The following is a 12,642-nucleotide window of genomic DNA, read 5'->3' as shown; positions in this document are numbered from 1 at the left end:
ATGGGCGCCACACTCACACGGCCCAGGAGTCGGCCGGGTCGTCCAGCCACACCCTCTGCCCCTCCGCGGCGACGGTGAGACCGAACCGGGTGTGGCTCGGCTCGCCCTGGCCGACCCACCATCGGAGGGCCGCCTCTACTTCGTCCCACAGGCGACGCGGCCCCGACTGGTAGACCGTGGCCTCCGGTTCGCCGCTGCGGAAAACAGCGGCGGCCCATGACCGGCTCGTCAGGTCGAAGAACCACGCCCTCGCAGTCCCCCCGTCCGACCTGTTGATGACATGGGCACAGTCGGGCACACACAGCCCCATGACGAACCGTGCGGGCTCATAGCGGTCCCCCAGGTCCGTCAGAGCGACCGTCGTACTGGAGACGTCGGCGTCGCCAGGGAAATCCGGAACGTGCTCCCTGAAACGGTTCCAGTCCAAGCGCTGATCCCGCAGCTTCATGAACTCGACCATGCGCAGGAACGGGCCCGACGCGGAGCCGTCCTCCCGCACGGTCAACCGGACGAGTGCGTCCTGATCGCTGTAGTGGGTGCCCCAGGGGGCAAGGATGACCGCGCCCGGTGCTGACTGCTCCAGCCAGCGCGGCGGAATGGCTCGCGCCCCTGCCGTGACCGTCACCCGGTCATACGGCGCCCCGCCCGGCCACCCGTCCCCACCGTCCCCGTGGACCGTCTCGGGGTGGAGTCCGGCGCGCAGCAACGCTCCTCGCGCCTGATCGGTCACCGCCTCGTCGATCTCGACGCTGATCACGTTCCCGCTCCCCAACCGGTGAGCGAGGAGTCCGGCGTTCCATCCCGTGCCGGTGCCGATTTCGAGCACCCGCATTCCGTCGCTCACGTCCAGGTCGCGCAGCATCGCGGCCACGACTGACGGCATGCTCGCCGAACTGGTCGGCACGGTCCCGGGCTCGCTGCCGGTGTGCGCTCCGTCGTCCCATTGGGTGACGAGCGGAACGTTCGCGTACGCGGCCAGTTCCCACCCGGCGGGGTCGTCGCTCCGGGAGACGGGCACGCTTCGACCGGTCGCCATGTCGTGCGCCCAGACGAGATCCGGCAGGAACAGCGCTCGTGGAACGGCTCTGAACGTCTCCGCCCAATCCGGGGTCAGGTCTCCCGCTTCGAGGAGGGACCGCGCCAGTTCGTCACTGGCGCGGTGCCCCTGTTCAGGCTTGAGGCTCACTTGCGGCGCGTCCCGTCGCCGGGCGGCATGTCGCCGTCCGGGGGCGGCGGCGGGGGCGGCGTCCAGGGCTGGCCGGGGTGCCCGTCCCCACCGTCTCCTCCTGTGCTTTGCCGCCCGCCGTCGGCAGCGGTGGTGATCTGCAGGCGCATCCCGTGTACCTCTCCTTCATTCCGTGTGTGGTGCCTTGTACTTGCTACCCGCCGACCGGTCAGTTTCTCCCTTGATGGCCGGATTGATTCCCGCCTGGCCGGCTGCCGTGCCTCACCGGCCGGTCCGCTCCCCCCTGCTCTCCGCGACACGACGCACATCCCGCAGCGCCGCACTCAACTGCTGGCCGAGATATCGGAGTTGCCGATCCGTCGCTGCTTCGTCCCCCAACATGTCGGCCGCGTGCGCCAGGAGGCCGTCCGCCATCTCCAGCTGCACGTCTTCCATCCGGTCCGCGACACGGGAGAAGCCGCTCTCGCCTCTGCCGTCGCTCAGCAGGATGCAGGTCTTGCCGTCGGGGCTCGCCCATGGCAACAGGCGCGTGGTCGGTGGCTCACTCATCGCCCGGGCACCTCCGGACGGGCTGCCGGGGGGCTAACAGCCGCGGCGGCGACTCGAAGATCCAGGCGATACCGTTCGACATGTCGACCTGCTTTCCTCAGGTTGGCCACGCCCCCGGGCCGTCCCAACACGGTCGCGGGGGTTTTCTGACCCTCTCAGCGTGCCGACCGCAGAAGGCCGGAACTATCAGTCCTCGCTGATAGCTCCGGCTATGGGCTATCGGAACGTCACATGCGGAGCCATGAGCCGTAGTTGCTGAAGGTGTCCGGCATCCTGCGCCTGGCCGAGTCCAGGCCGGCGTACGTCTCCCGCACGGTCGGGTGGTACCGCGTCTGTTGCGGGGCGACCTTACGGGCCTTCAGCAGGCTCTTGAATGCCGCATCGGTACGCCCCGTCCACATCAGCGCCCGCGCCACCTCGGCATGGTGGTGCGCCAGCCGGGACGGCGGCCACCCGTCCGCAATCACCAGCTCCTGCGCGGACCGGACGGCCTCCGGGTAGAGGTCCAGCTCCGCGAGCACACTGACCCGGTGGACACCGACGTTGGCCGGCCCGAAGGACAGCCAGTGCACCTTCTCCGCAGGACCGGTCCGCTCCGCGATGCGCTGAGCCTCACCGAGGTGCCCCTCTGCGGTCTCCCTGTCCTTGTCGCGGCCCGCCAGAACTGCGGCGCCCAGGTGCAGTTGTCCCGTGACGGCGTCAAGCACCCGGCCGGGCGCAGCCTGCTCCAGGTCTGTCAGGCCGAGCCGCACCAGACGCTTCCCGGTGCGGTAGTCGCCCGCCCGCAGGTACGCCACACCGCGCATGTACTGACGCACTCCACTGAGCACTGCATCCGAGGCCCGCTCGGCCGCCCAGCCCATCCGGTCGAGCGCCACCATGCCAAGGTCGGCGAACCCCAGTTTCGCCGTCACGTCATACGCGGTGCGGTACGTGCTCGCCAGCAGCCGCCAGTTCCCGCCCGTGGGGTGCCGGTGCGCCGTCGTCGTGGCCTCGTGGATCAAGCCGGGGAGCTCGGCGGCAACCTGCTTGAGGTTCGTGGCCCGCATCATGGCGCACAGCCGATCGGCATGGACAGTCAACTCCGGCGCCCTGCGAGGGGATACGTCCTCATCAGGACCGAGGTCGTAGATGTTGAGTGCTTCGCGAATCGGGTTGATCAGGCCGTCCAGCTGATCCTGGCGGAGTTCTCCGAGGTAGGGCTGTCCGGTCAGTTCCGTCACCGCTACCGAAAGGGCCCGGGCCAGCGCCCCGAGGACCGAAGGGCTTGCGGGCAGGACTCCTTGCTCCACTTTGGTCAGCGTGCTGTACGAGACGTGGGAAAGGTCGGCCAACTCCCGTTGCGTCAGCCGTCGGACCTTTCGGGCGTGCGCGATGCGGGCACCCGTGTGGTCGTCGCGAAGTGAAGGCATATCGCTCTCCCATCCCGTGCGGTCGTGCGGAACGTTAGTACCCCCACAACCGGCCCCGTGACCGCTCTTGCCCCTGGCACACCCGGTGCACGCCGACGGCCTGTGGTGGGATGGCGTGATGAATCGTCGTCCCGTGCTGTACCTGTTCGGTTCCGCCGCGCCGCCCGTCCAGCAGTTCGCCGACGTGGCACGCAGCGCCCGCACCGCTGGATTCGACGTGTGCATCGGTTTGACACCCACAGCGGCCCGGTGGCTCGGCGGAGAGGTGCCGCTACTGGAAGAGCTGACGGGGCACCCGATCCGGTCCGAGTACAAGGAACCGGCTGCCCCTGATGTGTGGCCCCCGGCCGACGCCATCGTGTTCGCACCGGTCACCTTCAATTCCCTCAACGCCTGGGCGCTTGGACTGACGCACCACTTCGTGGTCGGGGTGGTTGCCGAGGGCATCGGCAAGGGCATTCCCACGGTGGCGATGCCCTGCGTGAACACCGCATATGTGCACCATCCGCAGTTCGACCGGTCAGTGGCGACACTGCGCGGCGCGGGCGTGTCGGTGCTGTACGGGCCCGGCGGCTTTGAACCCAACGAGCCGGGCGATGGGCGGCCGGAAGGCTATCCGTGGCAACTGGCGCTGGCTGAAGCGACGCGAGTCGTCCGCGTCACGCCGTAACGCTTCACGGAACCGGGTCCCGACGACCGTGGGGTTCGTGGTCTCCCGCTGCCCTGCGCCCCACTTCCTCACCGACACCCCCGGCCTCGCCCGGTCGCTGTCGACAGCCGTGGACGACGGGCGCACTGTGTTTCCGGGTCTCCCGTACGAGTGGAAGGCAGTGAAGAAATGGGCGAGTTCCCTCCTCTCCCCGCAGCCGCCGTTGCCACCGCCGAGTCGGCCTGCGGCATTCCGGTCGAGCTGACGGAGGTCTCCTACCGGCGTGGAGCGGCGGTATGGAAGGCGGCCGGTCCGGACGGGACCGTGGCGGTCAAAGCCGGGGACGGCAAGGGGGCGGCGGTCACCCGGCGGGAGGCGGCGGTCCTCGAGGCGATCGGTTGGCCCGACTACCTGCTGGACTCCGGCGACGGCGAAGGCGAAGGCACGGCCTGGTTGGTGACCCGCTGGTTCAGGGGGCCTTCGACCTGGCAGGTGTTCGCACCGGCGCGGTCCGGCCAGGACGGGAGAGCTGATGCCCTGTCAGCCTCGCTCGACCTGTGCCGGGCCGTGGCGGAACTCCATGCCTCCGGCTGGGTCCACTCCGATCTCCAGCCCTCCCACGGGATCCACACCGAGCACGGCGTACGGCTGATCGACTGTTCCTGGTCCTGGCGCCACGGCACCGAAGCGGCCGACGGATTCCGCGGCGGCATCACCCACCTCGTGGCACCGGAACTGGCCGCGTCCGTCAACCTCGGCACCCGGCCGGTCACCCCCGGTACCGCCACCGACGTGTACGCCCTGGCCGGCTCGCTGTGGGCCTGCGCCACCGGCCGCTGGCCACTGGACTACGCGGCGGTGGGGATCGACCCCGTCCCCCTGACCCCGGAACAACTCCGCGCCCGTATCGCCGCGGGCCGCATCCCCCTCGACACCGCGGCCCCCTGGCCGGCGCTCCAGGAGGTCCTGCGGCCGGTCCTCCTCGGCAGGGCGGACGACCGGCCGACGGCCGCCGAACTGGCCGACGCCCTGGCGGAGGTGGTCACGTGATCGAGCTGCGGGAGCCCTCCCCGGCCGGCCGGAGGCACCCCGCGCCGCGGCGGGAGCCGCCACTCTCACCCCCCGGAGCCGCCGCGCTCCCGCGGCACCCGGATGACCCCCTCCTGGATCACCGACACCGCCAGCTGCCCGTCCGCCGTGAAGATCCGGCCCTGGCCCAGCCCCCGGCCGGCCTGGGCGGTGGGGGATTCCTGGTCGTAGAGGAGCCAGTCGTCGGCGCGCAGGGGGCGGTGGAACCACATGGCGTGGTCCAGGCTGGCGCCGACGACGTCGCCGACCGCCCAGCCGCCGCGGCCGTGCGCGAGCAGGATCGAGTCCAGCAGGGTCATGTCGGAGACATAGGTGACCAGGCAGATGTCGAGCAGGGGCCGGGTGACGGTGTCGCCGCAGCCGGCGCCGTCGGCGAGGGCCTTGTCCAGGTCGCCGTTGGTGCGGAACCAGACCTGGGAGCGGGGCTCGCGTACCTCGCCGACGGTGGCGTACGGCGGCTCGTCGACGTAGCGCAGGTCGATCGCGGCGCGGGCCTCCAGCAGCCGGTCGGCGACGGCCGGGGTGAGGTACCGGCCGGCGTGCCGCGGCAGGATCTCGGCCGGGCTGGGCAGGGTCAGCGGGTCCGGGGCCGGCGGCATCGGCTCCTGGTGTTCCAGGCCCTCCTCGTGGACCTGGAAGGAGGCCGAGAGGTGGAAGATCGGCTGGCCGTGCTGGACGGCGACGACCCGCCTGGTGGTGAAGGACCGGCCGTCGCGGATCCGGTCGACGGTGTAGACGATGGGCGCGCCGGGGTCACCGGGGCGCAGGAAGTACGCGTGCAGGGAGTGCGGCATTGGGGTCTCCCCTGCTCGAGCGGAGCCGAGAGCTTGGGGAAGGTCCTCGGGGACCGTGCGGCCCGCCGCGACCAGGGCCTGGGCGGCGACCTGGCCGCCGAAGACCCGGGGCACGACCGAGGCGCGGCTCTCGCCGCGGAAGATGTCCCGCTCGATCCGCTCCAGGGCGAGCAGATCGAGCAGGGACTTCAGTGCGTCGTTCACGTGCACGGTGCCTTACGGCCTAGAGGCCCATGGACTTGGCGATGATGGACTTCATGACCTCGCTGGTGCCGCCGTAGATGCGGTTGACGCGGTTGTCGGCGTAGAGGCGGGCGATCGGGTACTCGTTCATGTAGCCGTAGCCGCCGTGCAGCTGGAGGCACCGGTCGATCACGCGGTGCGCGACCTCGGTGCAGAACAGCTTGGCGCTCGCGGCCTCGGCCGGGGACAGCTCGCCCGCGTCCAGGGCCTCCAGGGTGCGGTCGGCGACGGCCTGCGCGGCGTCCACCTCGGCCTGGCAGGCGGCCAGCTCGAACTTGGTGTTCTGGAATGAGGCGACGGTCTTGCCGAAGATCGTGCGGTCCTGCACGTACTCCTTGGCGAACCGGACGGCCGCCGCGGCCTGCGCGTAGGCACCGAAGGCGATGCCCCAGCGCTCCGAGGCGAGGTTCAGACCGAGGTAGGAGAAGCCCTTGTTCTCCTCGCCCAGCAGGTCCTCGACGGGGACCTTGACGTCGACGAAGGCGAGCTCGGCGGTGTCGGAGGTCTTCAGGCCGAGCTTGTCCAGCTTGCGGCCGACGGAGTAGCCCTCGGCCTTGGTGTCGACGGCGAAGAGGGAGATGCCGAAGCGGCGGTCGTCCTCCTTCGGCGCGGCGGTGCGGGCGCAGACGATCACGCGGTCGGCGTGCACGCCGCCGGTGATGAAGGTCTTGGCGCCGTTGAGGACGTAGTGCGTGCCGTCCTCGGAGAGCTTCGCGGTGGTCTTCATGCCCGCGAGGTCGGAGCCGGTGCCCGGCTCGGTCATCGCGAGGGCCCACATCTCCTCACCGGAGACGAACTTCGGCAGGAAGCGCTTCTTCTGCTCGTCGGTGGCGAGCATCTTGATGTACGGCAGGCCGAGCAGCACATGCACGCCGGAGCCGCCGAAGGTGACACCCGCGCGGGCGGTCTCCTCGTACATCACGGCCTCGAACTTGTACGAGTCGATGCCCGCGCCGCCGTACTCCTCGTCCACGCGGATGCCGAATATGCCCAGCTCGGCGAGCTTGTAGTAGAAGTCGCGCGGCGCCTGGCCCGCGGCGAACCACTCGTCGTACACCGGCACGACCTCGGCCTCGATGAAGGCCCGCAGGGTCTCCCGGAACGCCTCGTGATCCTCGTTGAACACCGTACGGCGCATGCCATGGCCTCCTTAGACCGCCGCGTCTGGCTAAGCGCTTGCTCAGCTTCTCTCCGAAGCGAAAGCTACCCGCCAGTCACTAAAGCTGTCCAGAGGAGAACGGCGCCCGGTGGGCGACGCCACACCCCGCCCCGTGCGCGCCACAGCCCCGTCCGGTGAGCGCCACGCCCCGCCCCGTGCGCACTACGCCCCCGGCACACCCGCCGCGACCGACTCCCCCGCCGCCGGCTCCCCGCCCGCCGGCCCCCCGGCCGCCGCGCCGAACGCCCCCAGCGCCAGCCGGTGCAGCAACTCCGCCGTCTCCGTGCGGCCCGGGAGGGCACCCGGGCGGCCGAGGTGCGGGGTGGAGTTGAGCAGGCCGAAGACGGCGTGCACCGCGGCGCGGGCCCGGGATTCGGAGGGGAGCGGGTGGACCCGGCGGACGACCTCCACCCACAGCTCCACATACTCCCGCTGGAGCCGGCGGACCCGCTTGCGGTCGGCCTCGCGCAGCCGGTCCAGCTCGCGGTCGTGCAGGGTGATCAGCGGCCGGTCGTCCAGCGCGAAGTCGATATGGCCCTCGATCAGCGCGTCCAGCACCGCCTCCGGGCTCCCGCCGCCCTCGGCCACCCGCATCCGGCCGCCCTCCAGCAGCCGCTCGCTGATGCCGACCAGCAGCTCGGCGAGCATCGCGTCCTTGCCGGCGAAGTGCCGGTAGAGGCCGGGCCCCGAGATGCCCACGGCCGCCCCTATCTCGTCCACGCCGACGCCGTGGAAGCCGCGCTCCGCGAAGAGCCGGGCCGCCTCCTTGAGGATCTGCTCGCGGCGGCTGGTCGGGGCGGAGGCCTGCGCATTACTCATGCCGTCGATTGTAGACAGCCGGGTTAGTGGTCGTTAACCTGACAGCAGATGTGGTTAACGCCCATTAACCCGGATGGCCCGGCCGCCGCGGACCGCGGCACCGGGACGGTCGACCGAGCAAGGGGGCTCGTACTGATGGAGCAGGCACCGGTGCTGGGGAGTACCGCCGATCCGGCGTCCGACTCCTGGCGGGCCAATGAGGCCGCGCACCGCGAGCTGGCCGCCGAGCTGCGCGAAAAGCTCGCCGCGGCCCGGCTGGGCGGCGGCGAGAAGGCCAGGGCGCGGCACACCGCGCGCGGCAAACTGCTGCCCCGCGACCGGGTGGACGCCCTGCTGGACCCGGGCTCGCCGTTCCTGGAGCTGGCGCCGCTGGCCGCGGACGGGATGTACGGCGGGGCCGCGCCGGCCGCGGGCGTGATCGCCGGCATCGGCCGGGTCTCCGGCCGCGAGACGGTGATCGTCGCCAATGACGCCACGGTCAAGGGCGGCACCTACTACCCGATGACGGTCAAGAAGCACCTGCGGGCGCAGGAGATCGCCCTGGAGAACCGGCTGCCCTGTCTCTACCTGGTGGACTCCGGCGGCGCCTTCCTCCCGATGCAGGACGAGGTCTTCCCCGACCGGGAGCACTTCGGGCGGATCTTCTACAACCAGGCGCGGATGTCGGGGGCCGGCATCCCGCAGATCGCCGCCGTCCTCGGTTCCTGCACGGCCGGTGGCGCCTACGTCCCCGCCATGAGCGACGAGGCCGTGATCGTCCGCAACCAGGGCACGATCTTCCTCGGCGGCCCGCCGCTGGTGAAGGCCGCCACCGGCGAGGTGGTCACCGCCGAGGAGCTGGGCGGCGGCGAGGTGCACGCCAAGACCTCCGGGGTCACCGACCATCTCGCCGAGGACGACGCCCATGCGCTGCGCCTGGTGCGCGGCATCGTCGGCACCCTCGGCGAGCGCGACCCCCTCCCGTGGACCGTACGGACGGTCGAGGAGCCCAAGGCCGACCCGGCCGGGCTGTACGGGGCGGTGCCCGCGGACTCCCGTACGCCCTATGACGTCCGGGAGGTGATCGCCCGGCTGGTGGACGGCTCGCGCTTCGCCGAGTTCAAGGCGGAGTACGGCACGACGCTGGTCACCGGCTTCGCCCATATCCACGGCCACCCGGTCGGCATCGTCGCCAACAACGGCATCCTGTTCTCCGAGTCCGCCCAGAAGGGCGCCCACTTCATCGAGCTGTGCGACCAGCGCGGCATCCCGCTGCTGTTCCTGCAGAACATCTCCGGCTTCATGGTGGGCCGCAGCTACGAAGCCGGCGGGATCGCCAAGCACGGCGCGAAGATGGTGACGGCGGTGGCCTGCACCCGCGTGCCCAAGCTGACCGTCGTCATCGGCGGCTCCTACGGGGCGGGCAACTACTCCATGTGCGGCCGGGCCTACTCCCCCCGCTTCCTGTGGATGTGGCCGAACGCCAAGATCTCGGTGATGGGCGGCGAGCAGGCCGCCTCCGTCCTCGCCACCGTCAAGCGCGACCAGCTTCAGGCGCAGGGCGAACAGTGGAGCGCCGAGGAGGAGGCCGCCTTCAAGGCGCCGGTCCGCGAGCAGTACGAGACCCAGGGCAACGCCTACTACGCGACCGCGCGGCTGTGGGACGACGGCGTGATCGACCCGCTGGAGACCCGGCAGGTGCTGGGCCTGGCGCTGACCGCCTGCGCCAATGCGCCACTGCCCGAGAAGGACCGCACCGCGCCCGGCTACGGCGTCTTCCGGATGTGAGAGGGATGTCCCCAGCAATGGCCACCAATTTCGACACCGTGCTGATCGCCAACCGCGGCGAGATCGCGGTCCGCGTCATCCGTACGCTGCGCACCCTCGGCATCCGCTCGGTCGCGGTCTTCAGCGACGCGGACGCCGGCGCCCGCCACGTCCGCGAGGCCGACACCGCCGTCCGGATCGGCCCGGCCCCGGCCGCCGAGAGCTATCTGTCCGTGGAACGGCTGCTGGACGCGGCCGCCCGGACCGGCGCCCAGGCGGTCCACCCGGGCTACGGCTTCCTCGCCGAGAACGCCGCCTTCGCCCGTGCCTGCGCGGACGCCGGGCTGGTCTTCATCGGCCCGTCCGCCGACGCCATCGAGCTGATGGGCGACAAGATCCGGGCCAAGGAGACGGTGCGGGAGGCCGGCGTCCCGGTCGTCCCCGGCTCCTCGGGCAGCGGGCTGGACGACGGCCAACTGGCCGCCGCGGCCCGGGAGATCGGCATGCCGGTGCTGCTCAAGCCGTCCGCGGGCGGCGGCGGCAAGGGCATGCGGCTGGTCCGCGAGGAGGCGCTGCTGGCCGACGAGATCGCCGCCGCCCGCCGCGAGGCCCGCTCCTCCTTCGGCGACGACACCCTCCTCGTCGAGCGGTGGATCGACCGGCCCCGGCACATCGAGATCCAGGTGCTGGCGGACGGCCACGGCAACGTCATCCACCTCGGCGAGCGCGAGTGCTCCCTGCAGCGCCGCCACCAGAAGGTCATCGAGGAGGCCCCCTCGGTTCTGCTGGACGAGGCGACCCGCGCCGCGATGGGCGAGGCGGCAGTGCAGGCGGCCCGCTCCTGCGGCTACCGCGGCGCCGGCACCGTCGAGTTCATCGTCCCGGGCAAGGACCCGGCCTCCTACTACTTCATGGAGATGAACACCCGCCTCCAGGTCGAGCACCCGGTCACCGAGCTGGTCACCGGCATCGACCTGGTCGAGTGGCAGCTGCGGGTCGCGGCCGGCGAGCACCTGCGCCACACCCAGGACGACATCACCCTCACCGGGCACGCCATCGAGGCCCGGATCTGCGCCGAGGACCCGGCCCGTGACTTCCTGCCGACCGGCGGCACGGTGCTGGCGCTGCACGAGGTGCAGGGCGACGGGCTGCGCACGGACTCCGGCCTGTCCCAGGGCGTGGAGGTCGGCAGCCGCTACGACCCGATGCTGTCCAAGGTCATCGCCCACGGCCCGGACCGGGCGAGTGCGCTGCGCCGGCTGCGGGCCGCGCTGGCCGGGACGGTCACCCTCGGCGTGACCACCAACGCCGGTTTCCTGCGGCGGCTGCTGGCCCATCCGGACGTGGTCTCCGGCGAGCTGGACACCGGGCTGGTGGAGCGCGAGGCGGCCGGGCTGGTCGACGGCGGGGTGCCGGACGAGGTGTACGCGGCGGCCGCGGCGGTGCGGCAGGCCGCCCTGGAACCGGTCGGGGACGGGGGCGGCTGGCGCGACCCGTTCGCCGCGCCGAACGGTTTCCGCCTCGGCGGCGAGCCCGCCCCGGTCCGCCACTGGCTGCGCGTCCCCGGCCACGACCCGGTCGCCCACGACGTACGGCCGGGCCCGGGAGCGTCCCGGCAGGTCACACCGGACCACGTCCGGGTCACCGTCGACGGGGTGCTGCACACCTTCCACCGCAGCGGCGACTGGCTCGGCCGGGACGGCGACTCCTGGCAGGTGACCTCGTACGACCCGGTGGCCGCCGCGCTCCGCGGCGCCGCCGGGGCCCATGGCGCGGACACCCTGGCCGCCCCGATGCCCGGCACCGTCACCGTCGTCAAGGTGGCCGTCGGCGACGAGGTGGCCGCGGGACAGGGCCTGCTGGTGGTCGAGGCGATGAAGATGGAGCACGTCATCTCCGCGCCGCACGCCGGCACCGTCACCGAACTCGACGTCACCGCGGGCAGCACCGTCGCCATGGACCAGATCCTGGCCGTGATCACCCCGCACGAGGACCCCGACGGGGCCGACGCGCCCGCGGCGGCGTCCGGGGACGAGCAGGGGGGCGTCCGATGACCGCGCCCGGACTGCCGATGGAGGTCACCGCGGAGGGGCTGCCCAGCCGCGTACGGATCCATGAGGTCGGCGCGCGCGACGGCCTGCAGAACGAACAGACCGTCGTCCCCACGGAGATCAAGGCGGAGTTCATCCGCCGGCTCGCCGACGCGGGCCTGCCCACCGTCGAGGCCACCAGCTTCGTCCACCCCAAGTGGGTGCCCCAGCTCGCCGACGCCGAGCAGCTGTTCTTGCAGCTGGACGGCGTCGACCCGCACCGGCTGCCCGTCCTGGTGCCCAACGAACGCGGTCTGGACCGTGCGCTGGCCCTGGGCGCCCGCCGGATCGCGGTGTTCGGCAGCGCCACCGAGTCCTTCGCCAAGGCCAACCTCAACCGCACGGTCGACGAGGCGCTGGCGATGTTCGCGCCGGTCATCGCGCGCGCCAAGGACGCCGGGGTGCAGGTCCGGGGCTACCTCTCGATGTGCTTCGGCGACCCCTGGGAGGGCCCGGTGCCCGTCGCGCAGACCGTCCGGGTCTGCCGGGCGCTGCTCGACCTGGGCTGCGACGAGCTCAGCCTGGGCGACACCATCGGCGTGGCCACCCCCGGTCATGTGCAGACCCTGCTGGCCTCCCTCAACGAGGCCGGCGTGGCCACCTCCCGGATCGGCGTGCACTTCCACGACACCTACGGGCAGGCCCTCGCCAACACCTTCGCCGCGCTGCAGCACGGCGTCACCACCGTCGACGCCTCGGCGGGCGGCCTCGGCGGCTGCCCCTACGCCAAGAGCGCCACCGGCAACCTCGCCACCGAAGACCTGGTGTGGATGCTGCACGGCCTCGGCATCGAGACCGGGGTCGACCTGGACCGACTGGCCGCCACCAGCGTGTGGATGGCGGACGTCCTGGGACGGCCGAGCCCTTCCCGCACCCTTCGCGCCCTCTCCCACAAGGAGTGACCCT

The 12,642-nt window shown here is 71.7% G+C and carries 12 protein-coding genes; 5 read left to right on the top strand and 7 right to left on the bottom strand.

Going from position 1 to position 12,642, the window contains the following annotated elements; translation table 11 throughout:
- Nucleotides 1-13: 13 nt before the first annotated feature.
- The 4 genes from ABZ851_RS05280 to ABZ851_RS05265 form a co-directional block, all read right to left on the bottom strand.
- A complete protein-coding gene (locus tag ABZ851_RS05280; RefSeq protein ID WP_361122387.1) occupies nt 14-1,186 on the bottom strand; it encodes a methyltransferase domain-containing protein in 1,173 nt (390 codons plus the stop codon).
- Complete coding sequence (locus ABZ851_RS05275) at nt 1,183-1,335, bottom strand: hypothetical protein (protein ID WP_361122384.1); 153 nt, start codon at nt 1,333-1,335, stop codon at nt 1,183-1,185. The genes ABZ851_RS05280 and ABZ851_RS05275 overlap by 4 nt, the downstream gene beginning before the upstream one ends.
- A 112-nt stretch (nt 1,336-1,447) precedes the next feature.
- Complete coding sequence (locus ABZ851_RS05270; protein WP_361122381.1) at nt 1,448-1,735, bottom strand: hypothetical protein; 288 nt, start codon at nt 1,733-1,735, stop codon at nt 1,448-1,450.
- Nucleotides 1,736-1,962: 227 nt separating this feature from the next.
- Complete coding sequence (locus tag ABZ851_RS05265) at nt 1,963-3,147, bottom strand: helix-turn-helix transcriptional regulator (protein WP_361122378.1); 1,185 nt, start codon at nt 3,145-3,147, stop codon at nt 1,963-1,965.
- 118 nt (nt 3,148-3,265) lie between these two features.
- Here ABZ851_RS05265 and ABZ851_RS05260 point away from each other — a divergent pair, with 118 nt between their 5' ends.
- Nucleotides 3,266-3,817, top strand: a complete 552-nt coding sequence (locus tag ABZ851_RS05260; RefSeq protein WP_361123732.1) for a flavoprotein — start codon at nt 3,266-3,268, stop codon at nt 3,815-3,817.
- A 168-nt stretch (nt 3,818-3,985) separates the two neighbouring features.
- Nucleotides 3,986-4,846, top strand: a complete 861-nt coding sequence (locus ABZ851_RS05255) for a hypothetical protein (protein WP_361122376.1) — start codon at nt 3,986-3,988, stop codon at nt 4,844-4,846.
- A 65-nt stretch (nt 4,847-4,911) separates the two neighbouring features.
- Here ABZ851_RS05255 and ABZ851_RS05250 read toward each other — a convergent pair whose 3' ends face one another.
- The 3 genes from ABZ851_RS05250 to ABZ851_RS05240 form a co-directional block, all read right to left on the bottom strand.
- Complete coding sequence (locus ABZ851_RS05250; RefSeq protein ID WP_361122373.1) at nt 4,912-5,883, bottom strand: acyl-CoA thioesterase II; 972 nt, start codon at nt 5,881-5,883, stop codon at nt 4,912-4,914.
- Nucleotides 5,884-5,902: 19 nt separating this feature from the next.
- Nucleotides 5,903-7,060 (bottom strand): acyl-CoA dehydrogenase family protein, encoded by a 1,158-nt coding sequence (locus ABZ851_RS05245; protein ID WP_129296241.1) that lies wholly within the window; start codon nt 7,058-7,060, stop codon nt 5,903-5,905.
- A gap of 183 nt (nt 7,061-7,243) precedes the next feature.
- The gene (locus ABZ851_RS05240; RefSeq protein WP_361122370.1) at nt 7,244-7,900 is read right to left on the bottom strand and encodes a TetR/AcrR family transcriptional regulator; all 657 of its coding nucleotides are present in this window, start codon (nt 7,898-7,900) and stop codon (nt 7,244-7,246) included.
- A 135-nt stretch (nt 7,901-8,035) separates the two neighbouring features.
- On the opposite strand from ABZ851_RS05240, the gene ABZ851_RS05235 reads away from it, so the two are divergent.
- From ABZ851_RS05235 to ABZ851_RS05225, 3 genes are read left to right on the top strand one after another with little or no spacing between them, the layout of a single operon-like run.
- Nucleotides 8,036-9,667 (top strand): carboxyl transferase domain-containing protein, encoded by a 1,632-nt coding sequence (locus ABZ851_RS05235; protein ID WP_361122367.1) that lies wholly within the window; start codon nt 8,036-8,038, stop codon nt 9,665-9,667.
- A gap of 17 nt (nt 9,668-9,684) precedes the next feature.
- Nucleotides 9,685-11,700, top strand: a complete 2,016-nt coding sequence (locus ABZ851_RS05230) for an acetyl-CoA carboxylase biotin carboxylase subunit (protein WP_361122364.1) — start codon at nt 9,685-9,687, stop codon at nt 11,698-11,700.
- Complete coding sequence (locus ABZ851_RS05225; protein ID WP_361122361.1) at nt 11,697-12,638, top strand: hydroxymethylglutaryl-CoA lyase; 942 nt, start codon at nt 11,697-11,699, stop codon at nt 12,636-12,638. The genes ABZ851_RS05230 and ABZ851_RS05225 overlap by 4 nt, the downstream gene beginning before the upstream one ends.
- Nucleotides 12,639-12,642 lie beyond the last annotated feature (4 nt).

It is taken from the genome of Streptomyces sp. NPDC047049 (assembly GCF_040643995.1).
In the GTDB taxonomy this organism is placed as follows: domain Bacteria; phylum Actinomycetota; class Actinomycetes; order Streptomycetales; family Streptomycetaceae; genus Streptomyces; species Streptomyces mooreae.
Note: the sequence above shows the minus strand (reverse complement) of the source record. Positions and strands in the feature narration are given on the sequence as shown.

Bases quoted from the DNA above. Each gene is read 5' to 3' on its own strand.
- ABZ851_RS05265 (WP_361122378.1), bottom strand. From the start codon at position 3,147: ATGCCTTCACTTCGCGACGACCACACGGGTGCCCGCATCGCGCACGCC.
- ABZ851_RS05235 (WP_361122367.1), top strand. From the start codon at position 8,036: ATGGAGCAGGCACCGGTGCTGGGGAGTACCGCCGATCCGGCGTCCGAC.
- ABZ851_RS05245 (WP_129296241.1), bottom strand. From the start codon at position 7,060: ATGCGCCGTACGGTGTTCAACGAGGATCACGAGGCGTTCCGGGAGACC.
- ABZ851_RS05230 (WP_361122364.1), top strand. From the start codon at position 9,685: ATGGCCACCAATTTCGACACCGTGCTGATCGCCAACCGCGGCGAGATC.
- ABZ851_RS05225 (WP_361122361.1), top strand. From the start codon at position 11,697: ATGACCGCGCCCGGACTGCCGATGGAGGTCACCGCGGAGGGGCTGCCC.
- ABZ851_RS05260 (WP_361123732.1), top strand. From the start codon at position 3,266: ATGAATCGTCGTCCCGTGCTGTACCTGTTCGGTTCCGCCGCGCCGCCC.
- ABZ851_RS05240 (WP_361122370.1), bottom strand. From the start codon at position 7,900: ATGAGTAATGCGCAGGCCTCCGCCCCGACCAGCCGCCGCGAGCAGATC.
- ABZ851_RS05275 (WP_361122384.1), bottom strand. From the start codon at position 1,335: ATGCGCCTGCAGATCACCACCGCTGCCGACGGCGGGCGGCAAAGCACA.
- ABZ851_RS05255 (WP_361122376.1), top strand. From the start codon at position 3,986: ATGGGCGAGTTCCCTCCTCTCCCCGCAGCCGCCGTTGCCACCGCCGAG.
- ABZ851_RS05270 (WP_361122381.1), bottom strand. From the start codon at position 1,735: ATGAGTGAGCCACCGACCACGCGCCTGTTGCCATGGGCGAGCCCCGAC.